The organism is Amycolatopsis sp. NPDC003676, from assembly GCF_053587275.1.
On record NZ_JBSFNS010000004.1, the window covers coordinates 34784 to 56229 of the forward strand.

Below are 21446 nucleotides of genomic sequence, written 5' to 3' on the forward strand. Positions count from 1 at the left end.
CGCGTCGCCGTCCGAGTGACGGTGACATTATCGTCTATCGATGGTAGATGTAACCGCCGACGGCCGAGCGCTGTCAACCTCGGAGACCCCCGAGGACCCCCGCAGGTCCCGCTGAAGGGAGACCGCTGTGCCCGCAGCCCCGGATTGGTTCGAGCCGGCCCGGTTCGGATTGTTCGTCCACTTCGGCCTCTACAGCCTGGCCGCGCGGCACGAATGGGTCCGCAGCCGCGAGGCGATCCCGGACGCCGAGTACGACCGCTACCTCGAACGCTTCGACCCCGACCAGTTCGACGCCCCGGCGCTGGCCAGAGCCGCCCGCGCGGCCGGGATGCGCTACGCCGTGCTGACCGCCAAGCACCACGACGGCTTCTGTCTCTTCGGCTCGAAACTGACCGACTACCACTCGGTCCGCGTCACCGGCCGCGACCTGGTCGCCGAGTTCGCCGACGCGATGCGCGCCGAAGGAATCCGCGTCGGGCTGTACTACTCGCTCCTCGACTGGCACCACCCGGACTTCGAGATCGACCGCTACCACCCGCTGCACGCCGACGCCGCCGCACGGGAACAGCCGCGCGACATGGCCCGCTACCGCGAATTCCTGCACGGCCAGGTCACCGAACTGCTCACCGAGTACGGCGACATCGATCTGCTGTTCTTCGACTTCACCTACCCCGCGAAGGGTCCTGAAGACTGGGGCGCGGCGGAACTGCTGGCCCTCGTCCGCGAACTGCGCCCAGGCATCCTGGTCAACGACCGCCTCGGCATCCCCGGCGATTACGTGACGCCCGAGCAGTACCAACCGGACCGTCCGCTGGAGCGCGACGGCGTGCCGGTGCGCTGGGAGGCCTGCCACACGCTCAACGGATCCTGGGGCTACGACCGCGACAACCACGAGTACAAAGACCCCGCGCTGCTGGTGCGGATGCTGGTCCAGTCTGTGGCGTGCGGGGGAAACCTGCTGCTCAACGTCGGTCCGACGGGCCGCGGCGCGCTCGACCCGCGCGCCCGCGAAACGCTCGCCGCGATCGCCGGGTGGATGCAGCTCCACGAACGCTCAGTGCACAACGCCGGTCCGGCGGAGTTCACGCCGCCGTCGAACGTGCTGTACACGCAGGTCGGCGACCGATTGTACGTGCACCTGCTGTCCTGGCCGCTCAAACACCTCCATCTGCCGGGGCTGGCCGGTCGCGTCCGGTACGCGCAGCTGCTGCACGACGGTTCGGAGGTCCGGTTCCACCAGCTCGACGGGGAAAACCACGAGCACAACAACCTCGCGCCGCCGAGCCAGGACGCGGGCACGCTCACCCTGACCCTGCCGATCATCGCGCCGGACGTGTTGCTCCCGGTCCTCGAACTGTTCCTCGACGCCGATGCGTGAGCGACTGTCCGATGTGGACTTGACCGAGCCGAACCTGCCGGACGTCACCGATCGCGCGGTCTGGGACGCAGCGGAATCCTCGACGCGGCAAGACATCCTGGTCGCCGCAGCCATCGAACTCGACCGCCCTATGCCGCAATTGCTGGCCGGAGATTGGGCGCGCCCGCTGCGCGACGGCAACCGCAGCGCGTACGAAACGAAGGCCCGGCAGCTGAAGGAACGCGTCACCGTGCTGGTCCTGGCCGCCGTGCTGACCGGCGAAGTCGCGCCGGCCACCGCGCCGCCGGGGGAGTGCCCGCACCTCGACGCGGCGATCGACGGCCTGGTCGCGCTCGCCGAGGCGACCAGCTGGTGCTGGGCCCCGCACGACCGGTTCACCGCGGCCCGCGGCGACGTCCTCCCGGACCCGGACGAACCGTTCCTCGACCTCGGCGCGGCCGACGTGGTGTCCCTCTTCGCCTGGGCCGACCAGGTACTCGGCCCGCATCTGGACCTGCGCGCACCGGGCCTGCGCCGACGTCTTCGCCGCGAGGCGGACCGGCGCGTGCTCGGCCCGTTCGAGCGGATCCGGGACTGGGCGTGGATCGGCGCGGACGGCACCGCGAACAACTGGAATCCGTGGATCCACGGCGCGGTTCTCGCCGCCGCGGTGTTCCTGTGCGACGACCGGCCGCGCCGGATTCGGCTGGTGCGGCTCGTCCGCGAAGGACTCAACCACTACCTCGCCGCGCTGCCCGACGACGGTGCCATCGACGAGGGCATCGCGTACTGGTGGCAGGGTCCGTGCCGGTTGTTGGAAGCGTTGGATCTGCTCGCGGAAGTCGGCGGTCCGGACGTCCGCGCGCCGTTCGCTGAGCTGCTGCGATATCCGCAGCGGATGCACCTCGGCGAGGATTGGTATGTCAACGTCGGAGATGCCTCCGCACGGCTGCTGCTGTCTCAACCCTGGCATGTGCCATATCAATGGGGCCGGTTGCTCGGTCAACCCGAGACGGCGGCGCACGCGGCGGCCGGTGCGCGGTTGTCCGGTCGCGCCGTGCATCCGGTGGCCGGGCTCGGCCGCGCGCTCGCCGCGTTGCGGGATCCGCACTGGTGCCGGGCCGCTCTCGACGGCAGCCCGGAGACCCCATGGCTGGCGCGCGAATCGTGGTTCCCGCGAGTCCAGATTCTGGTGGCACGCGAGGAAACCGGCCGTGTCGACGGGCTCGCGGTGGCGGCGAAGGCCGGGCACAACGGGGAGCACCACAACCATCTCGACGTCGGCACGTACTGGGTCGCGCTCGACGGGCGTCCGATGGTCGTCGACGCCGGACGGCCGACGTACACCGCCGCGACGTTCGGCCCCAACCGGTACGCCGCGTGGCCGTTCCGCAGCGGCTGGCACAACGTCCCCGAACCCGGCGCGGAGCAGGTGCCTGGCTCGCGGTACGGCGCTCGCGCGGTGACAGTCGATCTCAGCGAGCCGAGCTTGCGCGCGGAACTGAGCGGCGCGTACCCGGACGGTGCGGTGCCGAGGTGGCAGCGGACAGTCCAGTTGTCCCGGGCGGAAGGCGAGGTGGTGGTCGAGGACGAGTGGGACGGAGATCCGGAACCCGTTCTGCTGCACCATCTCCTCGCCGGTTCGGTCGTATGCGGCGACGGCTGGGCTGTGGTTGCCGCAGACGGGCGGACGCTGCGGCTGGCGTGGGATCCCGCGGTGGCGGTCGCGGAACTGTGCGAGCAGCCGCTCGACGATCCGCTCTTGCGGCTGAGCTGGGGAAACGTCCTCACGCGGCTCACCCTGCGGGTCACCGATCCGGCCGCGCGCCGGGTCGAGGCACGCTGGCGACGGTGAAAATCCGGTCTTGAACAGGCCGAGGACCAGGTCTACGATCATCTATCGATAGACGATGGATAGGGATTGATCATTTCCCGCATCGACCCGGCGTCCGGGGTTGGCGTCGGCGGGTGTGCCCAGCGCTGAGCAACGCTGTCTTCGTGCGCCCACGTGGTTGCGATTTCCGTTGCGGCACAGGCGTTTCGCTTCCGTTTCGTTATTGACCGTACCTAGGGCGCGTGGTTTCATCTCGACTATCGATTACTCGCGATTACGCAATGGAGCGTGTGGCTGACATGAGAAAACACTGGCACCGAGGCATCGCTGCCGTTGCGGCGACGATCGTGCTCGGCTCGACCGCGGCGTGCGGCGGCGGGTCGTCCGACGCGTCCGGCGAGACGACGTTGCGGGTGATCGTCAACATCACCCCGAACCTCACCCAGGAGTACTGGAAGGGCCTGTTCGCCCAGTATGAGCAGAAGCATCCGGGCGTGCACGTCAAGCTGGAGCTGACCGGCACGATCTCGGCGGGCGCGAAGCTCAACCAGGACCTCGCCGCGGGCGATCCGCCGGACATCGCCCAGCAGATCATCCCGACCAAGGAGAACGCGCAGCTCTTCACGGACCTCAGCGACCAGGAGTGGACGAAGGACACCCCGCTCGCACAGCAGCACGAAATCGAGGGCAAGCGCTACCTGGTCGGTGTCGGCGAGCAAATCCAGTCGCTGGTGTTCTACAACAAGGCCGCGTTCGCGAAGGCCGGGGTCGACCCGGGCGCGATCAAGACTCTCGACCAGTTCACCGAGGCGATGGGCAAGCTTAAGGCAGCGGGCTTTCAGCCGCTGCAGACTGCGGGGCAATGGGTGCCGGGCGCGCAGTTCTCCATGATGGCCGACGCGGGCGTGCTCACCGCCGATCCGGAGTGGACAGTGAAGCGCACGGGCAAGAAAGTCAGCTTCGCTGACAGTGGCTACGTGAAGTACCTGCAGCGCTACCAGAGCTGGATCCAGCAGGGCTACCTCCAGAAGAGCGCGCTTGGCCTCACCTACACCGACGGGCAGGCCGCGTTCCTCGCCGGCAAATCGGCGATGTACGTGATGGGCTCGTACTTCGTTCCCTCCGCGGACAAAGCGAAGAAGAGCGACGAGATCGGCGTGTTCAGCATGCCGACCGACGGTGCGTACCCGTCCGGCCAGTTCGGCAACGTCGCGGACCCGTACGTGGTCGCCGCCGCCTCGCCGCACCCCCAGGAGGCGACCGAGCTGGTGCGCTGGCTCGTCACCGACAAGGAGGCCGTGCGCAGCCAGCTCGCCGCGGACGGCAACCTGCGCAAGGGCTTCAGCTACGAGATGTCGAGCCTGGGCAAGCAGGTGCAGCAGATCCTCGAAGCCGCGCCGTCGGTGCTCGTGAAGGCGGGCGAGCGCCAGCCGATCGACGGGTACACCACCGAGCTCAACACCCAGGTGCAGTCCTTGTACACCGGCTCGTCGGCGCAGCAAGTCGCGGAGGGTTTGGACAAATGGTGGAACTCGCAGAGCTGACGAGGCCGGTCGAAGCACCGCCGGCCCCGCGTCGGCGGAACACCCGCCCGCGCCGAGTACGGCTGCGCGCGGCGGCCGTCTCGCTGGGCATGAGCGGTCCGGCGGTGCTGCTCTACACCGTGCTCACTGTCGTACCGGTCGGGGTCGCGATATATCTCAGTTTCACCGACTGGAATGGCTTCTCCAAGGCGGTGTTCGTCGGACTGAAGAACTACGCGAAGCTGTTCTCAGACCCGGCATCGGGCCGCGCGTGGTACGTCACCGGCATCATCTCGGTAGCGGGCACGGTGCTGATGGTCGGCGGCGGGCTGGTGTACGCGCTGGCGTTGCGCGGACGGTCCAAATGGAACTCGTTTTTCCGGGCGCTGGCCTACTATCCGCACGTGATCAGCGCGCTGATCCTGGGCTATCTGTGGGCGGCGATCCTCGGCACCAACGGCGCGATCAACAGCACGCTGCAGAAATTCGGGCTCGGTCCGATCGGCTTCCTGTTCGACGAGAAGCTCGCGCTGATCGCGTTGATCTGGGTCATCGTGTGGGCCGGATTCGGCTTCAACGTGGTGCTGTTCGTCGCCGCGCTGCAGACGGTACCCGCGGAACTGCTGGAAGCGGCGGCGATCGACGGCGCGTCCAAGGCGCAGATCAACCGGCGGATCGTCGTCCCGATGATCGCCCCGGTGGTCACCGTCGCGACCGTGCTGAACCTGGTCGGCCTGATCCGCGCCTACGACCTCGTCGTGAGCCTCACCGGCGGCGGCCCGGCCGGTTCGACCCAGACGTACGGATATCTGATCCTCGCCAAATCGTTCGAGGGCACCAAAATCGGCTACGCGACCGCGCAGGCCGTGTTCCTGATGGTGGTCTCGGCCGCGCTCGCCCTGCTGGTCACGGCGTTGCGCAACCGGCAAGACCAAGCCGCGGCCGGATAAGGGGGCAAGCAGTGGTGGTAAAGGCGCAGCCGCGGGCTGTTCCGGCGAAGCGGGTCACGGATCGCGAGGGCGGCGTCGTCCGGTTCGTCTTGCTCGCCGGGCTCCTCGTGGTCATGGTGGTGCCGGTTTACCTGTTGCTGGTCAACAGCTTCAAACCGCAGGAAGACATCGTCAACAACCCGTTCGCGCTGCCGGTCGGGAACTTCACCTTCGATTTCGTCAAGGCCGCGGCGACGAGCCCGGACTTCAATGTGCTGCAGGGCTACGGATTCACCCTGTTCCTCGTCGTCATGGTGGACATCTTCTGCATCGCGCTCGCCGGACCCGCGGCGTACGTGATCGCGCGGAGCCTGAAGAAGCGCACCCAGTTGCTGCTGCTGTACTTCCTGGCGGGCACGTTCATTCCGGGCGCGGCACTGGTGATCCCGGTGATCTACGTATTGCGTTCGGTCGGCCTCGCGAACACCGTGACCGGCCTGATCGCGCACGATGTCGCGTCCACGCTGCCGGTGAGCATTTTCCTGTTCGTCGGCTTCATCCGCACCATTCCGGTCGACATCGACAACGCCGCGACCATCGACGGCGCGGGCCGCTACCGGACGTTCTGGATGATCATTTTCCCGCTCATGCGCCCGGCCGTGGTCACCGTGCTGATCCTCAATTCGATCGGCATCTGGAACGACTTCGTCAGCCCGCAGATCCTGCTGAGCCCCGGCTCCGGCCACTACACGGTGACCACCGCGATCTACGCCGGGATCAGCCAGTATTCGACCGACCTGACGAAGGTGTTCCCGAATCTTCTGCTGGCGATCGCGCCGGTGATCATTTTCTTCATCTACATGCAACGGCACATCATCAGCGGCCTCACCGTCGGGGCCGTGAAGGGCTGAGTCTCTCTCATGAGGAGTAAGGACAATGCAGTGCTGAGGAAGGTCGCGGTCCTGGCGGCCGCATTCGTCACGACGCTCGCCGTCGCCCCCGCCGCTTCGGCCGCCGGGCGCACGTTCTACGTGGCCACGAACGGCCACGACACCGCGAACGGGCAGGCCCCGACCGCGGCGTTCCAGCACGTCCAGCGATGCGCCGACGTGATGGTGGCCGGTGATACCTGTGTCATCGCCGGCGGCACCTACCGGGAAACGGTGAAGCCAGCCAATTCCGGTACCGCCGGAAAGCCGATCGCCTATCGCACCGCGCCCGGCGAGAAGGTCACGCTGAGCGGCGCGGAGCCGGTGCGCGGCTGGGCGAAGGTGTCCGCGGCCGACGTCGCTGCCATTGCCAAGACGGACCCGTTCGCCGCGAATTCGCCGTTCAGCCAGGCGGTTTCGGCGGGGAATGTCTACAGCACCGCGGTGGATCTCGGCAGCGATGTGACCACTGTGCAGGTGTTCACCGACGGAACCATGGGCGTCGAAGCGCAGTGGCCTTACCCAGGTCTCGACCTGGTGACGCCGAAGCTGGCGTACGCAGGCGCGGGCAGCGCGGACGCGACCATCGTCGACCCGGGCATGACCCGTCCGGCCGGATACTGGAACGGTGCCCGCGCGCTGACCGGGTACTGGTACGTGTCGGCAACGTCCACAGTGGCCAGTTCGGCTGTGGGCTCGGTGACGTTGGCCGCGGCTCCGCCGTGCACGCACAAGGTCGTGCCGAAGGACACGCGGTACTCCCTGTTCGGCAAGATCGGCGAACTGGCGAACCCGGGGGAGTGGTTCTACGACACCGCCGCCAAACGGCTTTACGTGTACAGCACGGACAACCCGGCCGCACACAACCTTGAGGCGAAACGGCGCAAACTCGCCTTTGACCTCACCAACAGCAGCTATACGAATCTGACCGGACTCACCCTGTTCGGCGCTTCGGTCCAGACCGGTTCTTCGAGCACGAATGTGGTGCTGGACAAGATCAATGCCCACTACCTGTCGCACTACACCGACATCACCCAAGGCGCGACGGACTGCGGTTCCACCGTCACGCGCGGCGTCGCCGACACCGGTCTGGTCATCAACGGCACGAACAACCAGGTCGTCAACAGCAACCTCGCATACAGCGCAGGAAATGCGATCGCGTTGCGTGGCCAGCACAACACCGCTTCCAACAACGTGATCCACGATGCTGATTATCTCGGCACCTACGCGGCAGGCATCGCCGTCGCGGGCAACAGCCAAACCGTGCAGCACAACACGATCTACCGCGTTGGCCGGAGCGGCATCAACCTGCAATGGGACGTCGCAGCGGGTACGACACCCGGACCGGACCGGATCGCGTACAACGACATTTCCCAATACGCGCGGCTGAGCCTGGATACGGCGGCGATCTACACCTGCTGCGCCTCCGACATGCTGCAAACGTCGATCGACCACAACATCCTGCACGACGGCACGCCCACACCTGGCGTGAACCCGTTCGCCGTCGCCGGGATTTATGCCGACAACGGCCAGAGCAACCTGACCATCGCGAACAACGTGGGATGGAACAACCTCGAGAAAACCGTGATGCTGAACGGTCTCGGTTCCGGCTCGCGCAACAACCTCGTCTACAACAACACGGGCGGCGCGACGTTGTTCTACGTCAAGGGACCGGGGCAATCGACCGGAACCAAGCTGTACAACAACATCGGCGAGATCGTCGGCCTGGCCGGTGCGACGGACGGCGGAATGCTGATCTCGAACAATCTCCCAGCGGACACCGACCCGAAGTTCGTCGACGCGGCTACGCACGATTACCGGCTGAGCGCGGATTCCCCGGCACGCAACGCGGCGATCCCGTTGCCAGGCATCAACGACGGCTCCACCGACCCGACGCCAAGCCTCGGCGCGTATCAGTACGGTGCTCCTAGGTGGACCGCCGGAGCAACGCGGTAAAGCGCACGGCGCCCGGAACGATCCGGGCGCCGTTTGCTTTTCAGTTCTCCTGGATCCACGCCGGACTGATGCCCATCTCGGTAAATCGCCAGCCTTCCGCGGTCTTGGCCGCAGCAGTAGTCAGCCGCAAGCCGCTGCGACGATGGGGCGGCTCGCCGTCGCGGTAGAAGTAGACGAGCTGGTTGGCAGTCGCAGTGGCGTGCTCGCCGTCGAGGTCGATCAGGATGTCGCTGTGCACGTGCTGGGCGAGTTCGTCGCGCTGCTGGGTGAGGAACTCGGTCACCTCGGCCAGCCCTCTCAGCTCGCCGCGCGGGGAATGAACGGCGATGTCGGGATGGTAAACGCGGTCGATCTCGTCGTGTCGCCGCTCGTCCAGCATCCGCGCGAGACGGGCGAACAGTTCGGCGACGTCGAGACGATCAGTGGTCGGCATGAGGACTCCTTCAATGTTGGTGCGACCAACACTAGAGCAAAATTGTTGGTCGCGCCAACACTGCTAGCATGAGCGGCATGGACGAGATCCCGCGCCGCCTGACGGAGAAGCCGAGCTGGCTGCTCACCCAGCTGACCGTGCACGCCCGCCGGTTGGTATCTCAGGGCTTCGCCGAGGCCGGGGCGCGCGGATACCACTACCGGATCCTCGCGGCGCTGGACGAGTTCGGCCCGGCCAGCCAGGCGGACCTGGGCCGCCGCTGCCGGGTAGACCGCAGCGACGTGGTGGCGGCGGTCAACCAGCTGACCGAACTGGGCTACGCGGAACGCACCCCGGACCCGGATCACGGGCGGCGCAACATCGTGCACCTGACCAAAGCCGGAGGCCGCCAGCTGCGCCGAATGGACAAAGTGCTGGACGGGGTCCAGGGCGAGCTGCTGGCCGCGTTGTCGGCGGAGGAACGGGCGACGTTAGCGGGGTTGCTGGGCCGGGTGCTGGCTGACCACGAGGCTGACTGAGCACGCCAGGCCCGCAGCGCGATGCGGAGGTACGTGAGGGGAACTCTGAGGGAATCAGATTCCCTCAGAGTTCCCCTCACGTACCTTGCGGGAGCCGAAGCCGCGGGTCCGATGGCCGCGCACCTGTCCGGCACACACTCAGGTGTTTCTCGCGAGTGCTCGTCCCGGTTCTCACCGCGATGAACACTCACCAGCCCCCTCACTTCTTCCGGCTGGCACTCCCGCGAGCAGCCCGCTTCTTCTGCGCCCGAGGATCCGGCACCGGCGACTGCCCGGCCGCGTGCGCCGCGAAAGCCTCCGCCGCGGCTTCCCCGTCGCGTTCGCGCAGCAGCGACACCAGCCGGCTGTGCTCGTCCGCCATCGCGTGCCAATCGCCGTCGAACAGCGGGTCCGCGATCGCCCGCAGCGCGCGCAGGCTCGGCTCCAGCACCTCCCACATCCGGGTGAGGAACGGGTTCCCCGGAATCTGGCTGACCAGCGTGTGGAACGCGATGTCGGCGTCGCGGAATTTGCCGACGTCGTTGAGCGCCACCGCGCGGTGCATGTCCTCGACCAGTTCGTCGAGCGCGGCGAGGTGCTCGTCGGTGATGTGCTCGGCGGCGAGCTGCGCGGCGAGCCGTTCCAGCGGTTCCCGCACCTGCCGCGCGTGTTCGGCGTCCTGTTCGGAGATCTCGACGACGAAATTGCCGCGCCGCGGGATGTGCGTCAGCAGGCCTTCGCGGGCGAGCTGTTTGACCGCCTCGCGGACCGGGGCCTGGCTCACGCCGAGCCTGCGCGCGATTTCCGATTCGACGACGCGTTCGTTCGGCTCGAGTTCGCCGTCCACGATCGCCTGGCGCAGCAGTGCGTACACCCGGTCGGAGATCAGCGGGTTGCGGAACTGGTCCTTGTTCGTGGCCAGCGTGGAGGCGAAACCCGCTGGTGCGTCGTCGGTTTGCCGTGTCGTTGCCATGAGATTCCCATCGTGCGCTGCCGGAACCGTCCTGCCATGATAGGCGGGATCGCCTAACAGGTATCGATGGACCGGGTCAGTTCCCGAGCAGCCCGGCCAGCCAGGCCAGTTTCACCGTTTCGTGCGGGGCCGCGCCGCCCTCGTGGTCGTTGAACGGATAGCTGCGGATGCTCTTGTGTTCCGGCGCGAGCCCATTGAGCGCACCGTAGTGATTGAACGCGGCGAACACCGTCGAGGGCGGGCAAATGTGGTCCATCAGCGCGGTGGAAAACAGCGCCGGCGCGTTCGCCCGCCGGGCGTGGCTCGCGCCGTCGAGATAAGCGAGCGTGCGGTTCACCGTTTCCGCGTGCTGCCGGCGCAGCTTCACGAACTGCTGCACCTCGACGTACGGCGGTTTGTCGGTGATCGTGGTGGCGCGCGGGAAATGGCACAGGAACGGCACGTCGGGCATCGCCGCGACGAGATCCGGCACGAGTCCGGCGGCGGCCAGCGCGATCCCGCCGCCCTGGCTGGTGCCGGTGACCACGACGCGCGCCGGATCGACCTCCGGATGCGTGCGCACCGCGTCGACCGCGCGCACGGCGTCGGTGTAGACGCGGCGGTAGAAGTGGCGATGCGGGTCGAGAATGCCGCGGGTGAGGAACCCCGGGGCGGCGATGTCGCCGGTCGACGGGTCGGGGTCGGGCGTTTCCGCGCCCTGGCCGCGGGTGTCCATGATGAAGTGCGCGTACCCGGCGCTGGCCCACAACGTCTTCTCGTGCGGCACCCCGCGGCCGCTGCCGTATCCCAGGTATTCCACGACCGCGGGCAGCGGACCGGTGCGCGTGACCGGCAGTTGCAGCCAGCCGCGGATCGGGGCGCCGCCGTAGCCGCGGAAGGTGACGTCGAAGGTGTCGATCGTGGCGAGGCCGTTCGGCGTCGGCTCGAAGGTCGCCTCGACGTCGGCAGCCCGCTGCTCGGCGAGCGTCTTCGCCCAGAACTCGTCGAAGTCGGCCGGTTCGGGGAGCGTCGGAAGGTAGCGTTCCAGCTCGTCGAGGGGCAGGTCGAAGAAGGCCATTGCGTCGGATCTCCAGGACTCCCGGGGCGACAGTCAATCATCGCCTATCGATCGTTGAATCGAACCAGGCGCGCGGGAACGTTGTCAACCGGCCAGCCGGTAGATCCGGCGCGGCGTGCTGACCAGGATTTCGTCCCGTTCCGCCGGGGAAACGGCCGCCATCGAGCGGGCCAAGGACTCCGCGCGGGAACCGCGCGGCAGACAGATCGGCCAGTCGGAGCCGACGACGCACCGCTCGGCGCCGACCGCGTCGAGCACCTGCCTCGCGATCGCCGGAGTGCCGTGCTGCTGGGTCAGCAAGCCGGACAGCTTCACGACCACGTTCGGCACCGTCGCCGCTTCTTGGAGTTCTCGCTGCCATTCGCCGAGGTCAGACGGGTTGCCGAGATGGTCGACCACGACGGTCAGCGTCGGGTTTTCCGTTGCCGCTTCGGCCGCGGTCCGCAATGCGTGCCGGTGAAGATTGAGTTCGAGGACGAGCCCCGCGTCGGCCAGCATCGGCACGAGCGCGCGGGCTTCTGGCGGGGTAGCGGTCCAATCCGCGCCGCCGATCCGCATCCCGTTCGGCGGTTCCGGCTGGGCGAGCAACGTACGAAACTCGGCGGCTTCGCAGACGTGCAGATTCCCGACGTAGCCCGCGATCAGTTCAGGGTTCCGCCGTCGTAGTTCCCGCAGGGCGGACGTCTCCCCGGAATCCCCGCGCGACGCTTCGACCAGCACAGTTCCGGTGATGCCCAGCCCCGCGCCCGCGTCCTCCAGGTCTCTTGAGCCGAATGCGCGGCAGTGCGGCGAACCGGGCTTGATCCAGGGAAACCCGGCGGCCGGGTCCCACAGATGCGCGTGGCAGTCGAACATCTCGCGGCCTCCGGGAGTATTGACACGGGGAATCCCGGTCTCGATGATAGCCATCGGTTATCGATCAGCAATAGAGAGCGGGTGGCGACGGTGCAGGACGTGCCTGAGGTACGGGCCGGTCGCGAACTGACGGCGGTGCCCGAGTGGGCGCGGCTGGAACGGGACCTGTTCGCTGCGCTGGACCGGGCGTGGCCGGTGTTCTCCGCCCGCTACACCGAAGGCGACGGCCGGCTGGTCTTCCGCGACAAGCTCGGCGAGGGCCACGACGACCGCGACGGCGTCGACGACTTCTACGAACCGTTCTTCAACTGGCCGACCCTCTACCTGCTCGGCGGCAGCGCGGAGATTCTCGACGCCGCACACCGGCATTGGCGCGGCGTTACCGCGCAGCTGACGGAAATGGGCATGGTCGTCGACGGCATCGAGCGCGGCTACGACTGGTTCCACCAGGGCGAAGGCCTGCTGCTCTACTACGCGCTCTGCCTGGCGCGCCCCGATGACGCCGAGTTGCGCGACCTGGCCGTCCGGTTCGCCGACCTGTACCTGCCCGGAGGGCCGAATTACTCCGCCGAACACCGCGTGATCCGCGCGCCGCACACCGGCGCGGTGGGTCCGCGCTGGGGATTCAGCGACCACGAGGAGTACTTCCCGTGGAGCGAAGCGCTGCGCCCGTACGGACTTCCGCTGGACTGGCTGGGCATCACAGAGTTCGACGACCTCAAAGACCCGGCGAAGGCCCGTGCTTACGGCCGGGAAATGTGGGAGCGAATGGGCCGCGGCGACGTAGTCGTAAACCTGGCCGTGACCAGCCTGGTTACTACCGCTTTCCTGCTGACCGGCGAACAACGGTACGCAGATTGGGTCGCTGAGTACGTCGGCACCTGGCTCTCCCGGCTTGAAGACCGCGAAGTGCTGCCGGACAACGCAGGCCTGCACGGCGAAGTCGGCGAACACCTGGACGGCCGCTGGTACGGCGGACACTACGGCTGGGCTTGGCCGCACGGCCTGAACCCAGTCGGCACCGCCACACTGGTCGCGGCAATGAACGCCGTACTGCTAACCGGCGACGAGTCCTTTTTAGACCTTGCCCGCAACCCGCAGGACGCTGTCCTGAAGCAAGCAGAACCGCGCACCGGTTCAGAAATGGGCACGCTGAAGAAACGCTGGCAACCACACCTGCGCGAACTGGACGGCCGCCCGACCCTGATGGTCCCGCAACGACACGACGACTCCGGCTGGTTCGACTACAACATCATGCCGACACAGCTGCCCGTCTCGCTGTGGCAGTTCAGCCGCAACTCCGCCGACTTCGACCGGATCGAACGCCTGCGCGCCGAGTCCACTTGGGACTGGACGACCGTCCACACGCAACGCCTCAAGGACGAAGCCGGTCACGAAGAACCGTGGTTCGAATACCTGCACGGCCGCAATCCCGAATTCCCGGAACGAATGCTGCGCAGCGCTCTCGACAGCAGCGCAGCCAAGCTGGCCGCGATCGAGCAGGATCTTTTGCCTGTCCCCAGCGCTTTGGACATCCATCACTGGCAGGACCACAACCCCGTCGTCACCGAGGCGCTGCTGCAGCTGACCACCGGGTCGCCGCAGATCCTGTACAACGGCGGCCTCGCCCAACTGCACCTGCGCTACTTCGACGCAGACCTCCGTCGCGCCGGCCTGCCGGAAGACGTCGCCGCGCTGGTGTCCGACATCGCGACCGAGCACACCGTCGTCGACCTGGTGAATCTCGGTACCACCACGCGGAATCTCGTGCTGCAGTCCGGCACTTTCGCCGAACACCGGCTGGAATCGGTACGGGTCGACGACGCTCCGGCCATTCCCATCAACGGCCGGTACCTGCGAGTTGAACTGCCCCCGTCGAGCGCAGTCCAACTCACTTTGTCGATGACGCTGCGGGCTTCGACGCCGACCATGCGCGCACCCTGGGAGAACGAACGATGAACGTCGACCTGCCGCGCCTAGGCATCGGCACCGCGCCGTTGGGCGGACTGTTCGAAGAGGTGTCCGAAATGGACGCCGCAGCGACTATCCGCGCCGCCGTCGACAGCGGGATCACCTACTTCGACACCGCCCCGCGCTACGGCCACGGCCAAGCGGAGGAACGACTCGGCCGCCTGCTGCCGGAAGTCCCTCGCCCGGTGATCTCCACCAAAACCGGCTGGCTGCTGCGCCCAGAGTCCACAGTAGAACCCGTGTGGACCGAACGCGGCATCCGAGAGTCGCTGGAATCCAGCCTCACTCGCTTGCAACGGTCCTCTGTGGACATCCTCTACCTGCACGACCCAGACGAATTCCCGGACGAAGTCCGCGCATCGGCATACCCAGCCGTGCGAAAACTGCGTGCCGAAGGTTTGACTCGAGCCATCGGCTTCGGTATGAACCACGCCGAAAAACTGGCCGCATATGTCGCCGAATACGAAGTGGACGTCGTCCTCATCGCAGGCCGATTCTCCTTGCTAGACCACGATGCGCTACGAACCCTGCTGCCACTGTGCGCCGAACGCGGCACCGAGGTGGTCGTCGGCGGCGTATTCAACACCGGCCTGCTAGCCGACCCGAACTCCGCCGCGATGTTCAACTACCGCCCAGCGCCCGCCGAACCACTGGCCCGCGCGCGCCGCTGTGCGGAACTATGCGCAGATTTCGCCGTCCCCCTCACCGCGGCCGCCATCCAGTTCCCTTTCTTGCATCCCGCAGTCCGGTCCGTCGTAGTCGGCTGCCGATCCGTCGCCGAGGTCACCCGCAACGCGACCGACTTCCGGATGCCGATCCCGGATGAGCTGTGGAAACGGCTCGCCTCCGAAGGTTTCGTACCGCCGGAACTGCTGCCATCCTGAGCCCGAGTACTGTTCCGGCATGCCGGGCAGAAACCGGGTGACGCTGCGTGAGGTCGCCGAGCACGCACAGGTGTCCGTCGCGACAGTTTCGCGTGTGCTGGCCGGAAACTACCCCGTTGCCGCTGAAACCCGCCGCCGCGTCGAACAGTCGATCCAGGCCCTCGACTACGTCGCCAACGTGCACGCCCGGGCCCTTGCGGGCGTCGCCCCGCGGACGGTCGCGTTCGTACTGCCAGACATCCGCGCACAAGCCTTCGCCCATGCCGCCCAAGGTGTCGAAGAGGCAAGCGCTGAACACGGTGCACTCAGCCTGATCTGCACCACACAAGGCGACCCGGAACGAGAACGCGCCGTATTCCACCTGCTGCGAGAACAACGAGCCAGCGCAGTAATCCTGATCGGCGGCGTAATCGACGACGAGGAATACCGCAAGAAAATCACCGACCTGTCCAACGGGCTAACCGCCGCCGATTCCCGCCTGGTCCTATGTGGACGACCTCCGGTGGACGACGTCCCCACCGTCGAATACGCCAACGAAGCCGGTGCCTACGCGGTAACCCAGCACCTGCTCTCGTCAGGCCACCAAAGAATCCTCTTCCTAGGCGGTCCGACCTCCGGCCCCGCAACCACAACGGTCACCGATCGCCTGGCAGGCTACCGGCGCGCCCTGGGCCACGCCGGGTGGGTGCAACCGTCCGACTTCACCCGAGAATCCGGCTACCAGCAACTTTGCGCCCGGCTGCCCGAAGATTTCACCGCCGTGTTCGCCGCTACCGACCTAGTCGCCGCGGGTGCGCGCGCCGCCCTGCACTCGCACGGCCTACGCGTTCCAGAAGACGTCTCCCTGGTCGGCTACGACGATCTGGAGCTAGCGGAGGACTTGGGCCTGACCACCGTCCGGGTGCCCTACGAGGAACTGGGCCGCGCCGCCGTGCACCTCGCCCTTTCCGGCCGTACGGAACATCCTGTGCTGGAAACTTCCGTCGTAGTCCGAACTTCCGTCGCCCATTTCTAGGCGAGCCGCGCCAGTTCAGCCCGGTGCACCGGATACGCAGCTGGTTTCCCCGCGACGTATAGCTCCAACTCCCGCACCGCACTAACCCCGAGCCGCGCCAGTTCATTGCCGCGCGATCCGGCCAGATGCGGGGTGAGGAAGACGTTCGGCAACGTCCACAGTGGATGACCGGGCGGCAGGACTTCCGGCTCCGTCACGTCCAATACCGCTTTGATCCGCCCGGCCGCGAGTTCCCGAGTAAGCGCCGCGGTATTGACGAGCGCACCCCGGGCCGTGTTGACGAGCGTCGCGCCATCGCGCAGGAGAGCCAGTTCAGCAGTGTCCAGCAGATTCCGAGTCTCCGGAAGATCCGGAGCCTGCACGGTCACAATGTCACTGGCCGCCAACAGTTCCGGAAGCTCAAGCAACTCCACCCCGAGCCGCGCCGCCCCTTCCTGATCGAGGAATGGATCAGTCGCCGCGACCCGAAAATCGAATGGCCGCAACAGTTCGATGAGCCGCCGCCCAGTCCTAGACGCCCCGATGACGCCCACACGCGCACCGTAGTTGCCCGGCTCCCCGCCCGACGCCGGATCCCCGGGCGTCCGATGGCTCCGGTAGCTCTCGCGCTCCCGGAACGCGTCCTTGCCCGCGAACAAAATCGCCGCCAACGAAAACTCGGCCACCGGAAGCGCGTTCGCGTCGGCCGCTGAAGTGATGCGCAGACCACGCTCCCAACAGGCTTCGGTGACATGCGCCTTCACCCCGCCAGCCGCATGAAACGCCGCCCGCAACCGAGGCGCCCGCTCAAGCACCTCGCCGGTAATCGGCGGACACCCCCAGCCAGTGATCAGCACCTCGACGTCCGAGAGTTCGACCTCCCCGAAATCCTCGACCACCACGTCGGGATCGAGGTCCGCCACCGCACGCACCCGTTCGAGCACCGGAGCGGGAAAGAGACCGGGCACATAGCGGGACGCCATCGCGAACAACGCACGAGGCCGCTGCGTCATGGGTACCTCCGGGGATAGTAAGCGCTTTCTATCCTAGTCAGGAGGACCGGTCGATTGCATACCGCAGACCGGCTACATGAAGTCAGTCAACTGAATCTGACCGACTGACTCCAGTCGACGACATCCCCACTGCCCGTATCCGGTGCTCCGTACCGCCGACTCGGGTTACCTGATCCGTCGTCTGGTGGACGTTTCGCAGGACGTCATGGTCGGCGAGGTCGACTGCGGCACCACATTCGGCAAACAACATCCGACAAACAACATCCGGCGGACTGTATGCAATCGACGACATTCCGCCGACGCGACGGCTATCTGCAGGATCCGGCCGACTGCCTCTCGCTGAAGGCTCTTTGACTGTCGCGCGCCGGGGACCTCCACGATCGTCGCGCGCAGAAGACCTTCCTGGCTGCCGCCGAGCCGAAGCTTTCCTTCGCCGTGGTTTGTCGAACGCGTTCCTGGCCGTGGCCCGCCGAAGACCTCCCTGGACGCTGACCGTCGAGTCGGGAAGTCGCACGGATCCCGCCGATTGGATCCTGCGGTGCGGCGTAGCGGCGACCGTCGTCGGGATTCCGTCGCTTGTCGACCAGTCGCAGGTATGCCGGTCGATTGCATACCGTCCGCTCGTCTTTTGGCCGGCAGTCGACGAGGTCCGGAGCCATGCCGAGCGAGGATCGCCGCCCATGGTCCGATCGGCCTGGGCTTCATGCCAATCCGGGCTTCATCTCCGCCGCCTTGAGGCCCGCGCACCTCGCCCGTCCGCGTCAGCCGCAACTGTGACCCTCATCAACAACGCGCGCCAACAACAAGGCGCGTATGCAACTATTGCTGAAGCCGACAAGCGGCACCAACACGCAGACCGAGACGCACACCAAGGAGACGCGGGCTCATGCCATTAGCACTGGTAGCGCTGGCCATCGGGGCCTTCGGGATCGGCACCACCGAGTTCGTGATCATGGGCTTGCTCCCGGAGATCGCCGCGGACTTCGGGGTTTCCATCCCGTCCGCGGGCCTTCTGGTGACCGGGTACGCGCTCGGGGTCGTCGCGGGCGCGCCGGTGATGACCATTCTCGGCACGAAGATCAATCGCAAAACCATGCTCATGCTGCTGATGGGCCTGTTCGTCGCGGGGAACCTGCTGTCGGCGGTCGCGCCGGCGTTCGGGGTCATGCTCGTGGGGCGGATCGTCGCGTCGCTGGCGCACGGGGCGTTCTTCGGGATCGGCTCGGTCGTCGCGGCGGAGCTGGTCGCGCCGGACAAACGCGCGGGCGCGATCGCGATCATGTTCACCGGGCTGACCGTCGCCAACATTGTCGGTGTGCCGCTCGGGACGTTCGTCGGGCAGGCGGTCGGCTGGCGGGTGACCTTCGGGATCGTTGCGGCGCTTGGCGTTGTCGGGCTGGCGGGAGTCGCGAAGCTGGTGCCGGATCTGCCCCGGCCGGAAGGCGCGCATCTGCGCAAGGAGCTGGCCGCGTTCCGGAACGTCCAGGTTGTCCTCGCGATGGCCATGACGGTTCTCGGCTTCGGCGGTGTCTTCGCGGCAATCACCTACATCGCCCCGATGATGACCGAGGTCGCCGGATACTCGGCGGGCGCGGTGACCTGGCTGCTGGTGCTGTTCGGCATCGGGATGTTCCTCGGCAACCTGACCGGCGGCCGGTTCGCGGACCGCAAGCTCATGCCGATGTTGTACGTCAGCCTCGGCGGCCTCGCGATCGTCCTGGCGCTGTTCACGGTCACCGCGCACAGCAAGATCCTCGCCGCGGCAACGATTCTGCTGATCGGAGCGCTCGGGTTCGCCACCGTGCCGCCGCTGCAGAAGCGCGTTCTCGACCAGGCGCACGGCGCGCCGACGCTCGCCTCCGTCGTCAACATCGGCGCCTTCAACCTCGGCAACGCACTGTCCGCGTGGCTCGGCGGCGTCGTGATTTCCGCCGGATTCGGTTACACCGCACCGAACTGGGTCGGGGCCGCGCTCGCTGCTTCCGCGCTCGGCCTCGCGATCTGGTCGGCCGCCCTCGAGCGCCGTCCGCGCGTCGCGGTGGCCGAACCCCTTGTCCAGCACTGAGAAAGGCAATTCGCATGACTGTCCCTAACGTCCGCCTCAACAACGGCGTCGAAATCCCGCAGCTCGGCTTCGGCGTCTTCCAGGTCCCGGACGACCAGACCGCCGCCGCGGTGACCAGCGCTCTCGAAGCCGGCTACCGCAGCATCGACACCGCCGCGATCTACGGCAACGAGGCCGGCGTCGGCCGCGCCATCGCCGAGTCCGGGATTTCGCGCGAGAACCTCTTCGTCACCACCAAGCTGTGGAACGAAGACCAGGGCTACGACTCCACCCTCCGCGCCTTCGACGCCAGCCTTGCCAAACTCGGTCTCGACTACGTCGACCTGTACCTGATCCACTGGCCGACGCCCGCCCGCGACCGCTACCTCGACACCTGGCGCGCACTGGAACACCTCGCCAAGGACGGCCGGATCCGTGCCGCCGGCGTGTCCAACTTCCAGCCCGCGCACCTGCGCCGTCTGCTCGACAACAGTGGCCTCGTGCCCGCGGTCAACCAGATCGAGCTGCACCCCGGCCTCCAGCAGACGGAACTGCGCGCCTTCCACGCCGAGCACGCCGTCGCGACCGAAGCGTGGAGCCCGCTCGCCCAGGGCGCCGTCCTGAACGACCCGGCGATCACCGAAATCGCCGCGCGCACGGGGAAGTCCGCGGCGCAGGTGGTGCTGCGCTGGCACCTGCAGCTGGGCAACATCGTGATCCCGAAGTCCGTGACGCCCGCCCGGATCCGGCAGAACCTCGACGTCTTCGACTTCGAGCTGACCGCCGCCGACCTCACCGCGATCGCCGCCGCCGACCGCGGCCTGCGGACTGGTCCGGACCCGGATGAGCTCAACTGACTGATCGTTGCGGGGTAAGGGAAAGCCGGGTCGCCGGGAGCCAACGCGGCTCCCGGCGATCCGGTGTATCCGGAGGCCTGGAGCGCGTTGGGAACCTGCACGATTGGCGGCGGGGCTGCTGGACGTGTGGTGGGGGCTGCGGGGGAGTCGGCATCTTTCTTGGTGGGCGGGTGCTGGGAGCCGGTTGAGGACTTGCACGGTTGGCGGTGAGGTTGCTGGACGTGTGGTGGGGGCTGCGGGGGAGTCGGCATCTTTCTTGGTGGGCCGGGGTGCCGGGAGCCGGTTGGGAACCTGCACGGTTGGCGGCGAGGCTGCTGGAAGTGTCGTGAGGGCTCCGGGGAAGTCGGCATGTTTCCTGGCGGGCGGGGTGCCGGGAGCCGGTCGAGGACTTGCGCGATGGTCGGCGGGCGTACCGGAAGCGGCGAGAGTTCGAGGGAGCTAGCGCGGCGGGGTGACCAGCTGTCCGGGGCACCGGGAGCGGCGAACGACCCGCGCGACCGTTAGCAGCTTTGCCGGAGGAGCCAGCGGGCGCATGATTCCTCCGGCTGCCGCGAGTTTCTCAAGACACCGGACCCTCACTTACTGCCGTACGGCCCAGTCGGTCTGCTGGCCTCGACCGGCTCGCTCAGCTGCGACGAGGGCGCCGAGCCGGTTCGAGCGTCGGCAGTGGTGCGGCGAGCAGCTCGTCTAGTTCCGCACAAGCCGGGTAGCCGTGACCCCGTTCGGGAAGGCCGTTCGCTCCGCCACGGAGAACACCGTCGGGTCGAACACGCCGTCCACCATCGGGATGCCTGCGCCGGCCACCACCGGGTAGCTCTTCAGCACGATCTCGTCGATCTCCGGCAGCAGCGCTCCGGCCAGTTTGCCGCCGCCGCAGAGCCAGATGTCTTGGCCGGTTTCCTCCTTCTTCAGGTCTCTCACGAGGCCGACTGGGTCACCGGGGACGACAGTCACGGCTGGGTCGATGTCCGGTTTCAGGGTGCTCGACACGACGTACTGCCGCAGGTGCGCATAGGGGCTCGGGACGCTCGGATCGAGCTGGTGCGTCGCGCGGCCCATCAGCACGGTGTCGAATCTGCGGTTCGGGGCGCCCTCGACACCGGCCATGGCGCGGAAGGCGGTCGGGACGGTTTCCGGGTACAGCGAGTTCATGAATCCCATGTAGGCGGCGGTCTGCTGAGCATCGCCCCCCGGGAAGAAGTCGAACTCGTCTCCGGGGCCGGCGATGCGGCCGTCGAGGGTGACCGCGATGTAGTACACGAGCTTTCGCATCTGGTAACTCCGTCTGTAGTACTCTGGTTGAAGTGGTTTGAACCGTACAACTACAACTGGAGTGGTGT

At 67.1% G+C, this 21446-nt stretch carries 18 protein-coding genes and 1 pseudogene; 13 read left to right on the plus strand and 6 right to left on the minus strand.

Features of this window, described 5'->3' with window-relative positions; all coding sequences use genetic code 11:
• Nucleotides 1-127: 127 nt before the first annotated feature.
• The 6 genes from ACWDNU_RS03525 (at nucleotide 128) to ACWDNU_RS03550 (ending at nucleotide 8528) form a co-directional block, all read left to right on the plus strand.
• Nucleotides 128-1378, plus strand: coding sequence for an alpha-L-fucosidase (locus ACWDNU_RS03525; RefSeq protein ID WP_449667598.1), 1251 nt, complete (start codon nucleotides 128-130; stop codon nucleotides 1376-1378).
• Nucleotides 1371-3212: a heparinase gene (locus ACWDNU_RS03530; RefSeq protein ID WP_449667599.1), complete on the plus strand. Its 1842-nt coding sequence runs from the start codon at nucleotides 1371-1373 to the stop codon at nucleotides 3210-3212. Before ACWDNU_RS03525 ends, ACWDNU_RS03530 begins: the two co-directional genes overlap by 8 nt.
• A gap of 278 nt (nucleotides 3213-3490) precedes the next feature.
• Nucleotides 3491-4735, plus strand: a complete 1245-nt coding sequence (locus ACWDNU_RS03535; protein ID WP_449667600.1) for an ABC transporter substrate-binding protein — start codon at nucleotides 3491-3493, stop codon at nucleotides 4733-4735.
• A complete protein-coding gene (locus ACWDNU_RS03540) occupies nucleotides 4714-5664 on the plus strand; it encodes a carbohydrate ABC transporter permease (protein ID WP_449667601.1) in 951 nt (316 codons plus the stop codon). Before ACWDNU_RS03535 ends, ACWDNU_RS03540 begins: the two co-directional genes overlap by 22 nt.
• Before the next feature lie 11 nt (nucleotides 5665-5675).
• Nucleotides 5676-6554: a carbohydrate ABC transporter permease gene (locus ACWDNU_RS03545; RefSeq protein ID WP_370939921.1), complete on the plus strand. Its 879-nt coding sequence runs from the start codon at nucleotides 5676-5678 to the stop codon at nucleotides 6552-6554.
• Nucleotides 6555-6584: 30 nt separating this feature from the next.
• Entirely contained in the window at nucleotides 6585-8528 is a 1944-nt protein-coding gene (locus tag ACWDNU_RS03550) for a right-handed parallel beta-helix repeat-containing protein (protein WP_449667602.1), read from the plus strand.
• Between the two features lie 40 nt (nucleotides 8529-8568).
• Here ACWDNU_RS03550 and ACWDNU_RS03555 read toward each other — a convergent pair whose 3' ends face one another.
• Nucleotides 8569-8961, minus strand: a complete 393-nt coding sequence (locus ACWDNU_RS03555; RefSeq protein WP_370939919.1) for a nuclear transport factor 2 family protein — start codon at nucleotides 8959-8961, stop codon at nucleotides 8569-8571.
• Nucleotides 8962-9029: 68 nt separating this feature from the next.
• Here ACWDNU_RS03555 and ACWDNU_RS03560 point away from each other — a divergent pair, with 68 nt between their 5' ends.
• On the plus strand, nucleotides 9030-9479 hold the full coding sequence (locus tag ACWDNU_RS03560) for a MarR family winged helix-turn-helix transcriptional regulator (protein ID WP_449667603.1): 450 nt from the start codon (nucleotides 9030-9032) through the stop codon (nucleotides 9477-9479).
• A gap of 199 nt (nucleotides 9480-9678) precedes the next feature.
• Here ACWDNU_RS03560 and ACWDNU_RS03565 read toward each other — a convergent pair whose 3' ends face one another.
• From ACWDNU_RS03565 to ACWDNU_RS03575, 3 genes are all read right to left on the minus strand, one after another.
• Nucleotides 9679-10431: a GntR family transcriptional regulator gene (locus tag ACWDNU_RS03565; RefSeq protein WP_449667604.1), complete on the minus strand. Its 753-nt coding sequence runs from the start codon at nucleotides 10429-10431 to the stop codon at nucleotides 9679-9681.
• 76 nt (nucleotides 10432-10507) lie between these two features.
• On the minus strand, nucleotides 10508-11488 hold the full coding sequence (locus tag ACWDNU_RS03570) for an acetylxylan esterase (protein ID WP_449667605.1): 981 nt from the start codon (nucleotides 11486-11488) through the stop codon (nucleotides 10508-10510).
• Between the two features lie 84 nt (nucleotides 11489-11572).
• The gene (locus ACWDNU_RS03575) at nucleotides 11573-12397 is read right to left on the minus strand and encodes an amidohydrolase family protein (RefSeq protein ID WP_449667606.1); all 825 of its coding nucleotides are present in this window, start codon (nucleotides 12395-12397) and stop codon (nucleotides 11573-11575) included.
• Between the two features lie 45 nt (nucleotides 12398-12442).
• Here ACWDNU_RS03575 and ACWDNU_RS03580 point away from each other — a divergent pair, with 45 nt between their 5' ends.
• Genes ACWDNU_RS03580 through ACWDNU_RS03590 form a run of 3 tightly spaced genes read left to right on the plus strand, consistent with a single transcriptional unit; the run spans nucleotide 12443 to nucleotide 16213 of the window.
• Nucleotides 12443-14302, plus strand: coding sequence for a hypothetical protein (locus tag ACWDNU_RS03580; RefSeq protein WP_449667607.1), 1860 nt, complete (start codon nucleotides 12443-12445; stop codon nucleotides 14300-14302).
• A complete protein-coding gene (locus ACWDNU_RS03585) occupies nucleotides 14299-15198 on the plus strand; it encodes an aldo/keto reductase (protein WP_449667608.1) in 900 nt (299 codons plus the stop codon). Before ACWDNU_RS03580 ends, ACWDNU_RS03585 begins: the two co-directional genes overlap by 4 nt.
• A gap of 19 nt (nucleotides 15199-15217) precedes the next feature.
• Nucleotides 15218-16213 carry a LacI family DNA-binding transcriptional regulator gene (locus tag ACWDNU_RS03590; RefSeq protein WP_449667609.1) on the plus strand — a complete coding sequence of 332 codons (996 nt, stop codon included), beginning with the start codon at nucleotides 15218-15220 and terminating at the stop codon, nucleotides 16211-16213.
• On the opposite strand, the gene ACWDNU_RS03595 is transcribed toward ACWDNU_RS03590, so the two are convergent.
• Nucleotides 16210-17205 (minus strand): hydroxyacid dehydrogenase, encoded by a 996-nt coding sequence (locus tag ACWDNU_RS03595; protein ID WP_449667610.1) that lies wholly within the window; start codon nucleotides 17203-17205, stop codon nucleotides 16210-16212. The genes ACWDNU_RS03590 and ACWDNU_RS03595 overlap by 4 nt on opposite strands.
• 145 nt (nucleotides 17206-17350) lie before the next feature.
• Here ACWDNU_RS03595 and ACWDNU_RS03600 point away from each other — a divergent pair.
• The 3 genes and pseudogenes from ACWDNU_RS03600 to ACWDNU_RS03610 all read left to right on the plus strand — a co-directional run.
• Nucleotides 17351-17458, plus strand: a pseudogene (locus ACWDNU_RS03600) (hypothetical protein); the annotation flags it as partial.
• Between the two features lie 633 nt (nucleotides 17459-18091).
• A complete protein-coding gene (locus ACWDNU_RS03605) occupies nucleotides 18092-19270 on the plus strand; it encodes an MFS transporter (RefSeq protein WP_449667611.1) in 1179 nt (392 codons plus the stop codon).
• Nucleotides 19271-19284: 14 nt separating this feature from the next.
• On the plus strand, nucleotides 19285-20106 hold the full coding sequence (locus ACWDNU_RS03610) for an aldo/keto reductase (protein WP_449667612.1): 822 nt from the start codon (nucleotides 19285-19287) through the stop codon (nucleotides 20104-20106).
• Between the two features lie 687 nt (nucleotides 20107-20793).
• Here ACWDNU_RS03610 and ACWDNU_RS03615 read toward each other — a convergent pair.
• Entirely contained in the window at nucleotides 20794-21378 is a 585-nt protein-coding gene (locus ACWDNU_RS03615; RefSeq protein ID WP_449667613.1) for a dihydrofolate reductase family protein, read from the minus strand.
• Between the last annotated feature and the right edge of the window lie 68 nt (nucleotides 21379-21446).

Bases quoted from the DNA above. Each gene is read 5' to 3' on its own strand.
- ACWDNU_RS03530 (WP_449667599.1), top strand. From the start codon at position 1,371: ATGCGTGAGCGACTGTCCGATGTGGACTTGACCGAGCCGAACCTGCCG.
- ACWDNU_RS03535 (WP_449667600.1), top strand. From the start codon at position 3,491: ATGAGAAAACACTGGCACCGAGGCATCGCTGCCGTTGCGGCGACGATC.
- ACWDNU_RS03540 (WP_449667601.1), top strand. From the start codon at position 4,714: ATGGTGGAACTCGCAGAGCTGACGAGGCCGGTCGAAGCACCGCCGGCC.
- ACWDNU_RS03555 (WP_370939919.1), bottom strand. From the start codon at position 8,961: ATGCCGACCACTGATCGTCTCGACGTCGCCGAACTGTTCGCCCGTCTC.
- ACWDNU_RS03560 (WP_449667603.1), top strand. From the start codon at position 9,030: ATGAGCGGCATGGACGAGATCCCGCGCCGCCTGACGGAGAAGCCGAGC.
- ACWDNU_RS03565 (WP_449667604.1), bottom strand. From the start codon at position 10,431: ATGGCAACGACACGGCAAACCGACGACGCACCAGCGGGTTTCGCCTCC.
- ACWDNU_RS03570 (WP_449667605.1), bottom strand. From the start codon at position 11,488: ATGGCCTTCTTCGACCTGCCCCTCGACGAGCTGGAACGCTACCTTCCG.
- ACWDNU_RS03575 (WP_449667606.1), bottom strand. From the start codon at position 12,397: ATGGCTATCATCGAGACCGGGATTCCCCGTGTCAATACTCCCGGAGGC.
- ACWDNU_RS03585 (WP_449667608.1), top strand. From the start codon at position 14,299: ATGAACGTCGACCTGCCGCGCCTAGGCATCGGCACCGCGCCGTTGGGC.
- ACWDNU_RS03590 (WP_449667609.1), top strand. From the start codon at position 15,218: ATGCCGGGCAGAAACCGGGTGACGCTGCGTGAGGTCGCCGAGCACGCA.
- ACWDNU_RS03595 (WP_449667610.1), bottom strand. From the start codon at position 17,205: ATGACGCAGCGGCCTCGTGCGTTGTTCGCGATGGCGTCCCGCTATGTG.
- ACWDNU_RS03605 (WP_449667611.1), top strand. From the start codon at position 18,092: ATGCCATTAGCACTGGTAGCGCTGGCCATCGGGGCCTTCGGGATCGGC.
- ACWDNU_RS03610 (WP_449667612.1), top strand. From the start codon at position 19,285: ATGACTGTCCCTAACGTCCGCCTCAACAACGGCGTCGAAATCCCGCAG.
- ACWDNU_RS03615 (WP_449667613.1), bottom strand. From the start codon at position 21,378: ATGCGAAAGCTCGTGTACTACATCGCGGTCACCCTCGACGGCCGCATC.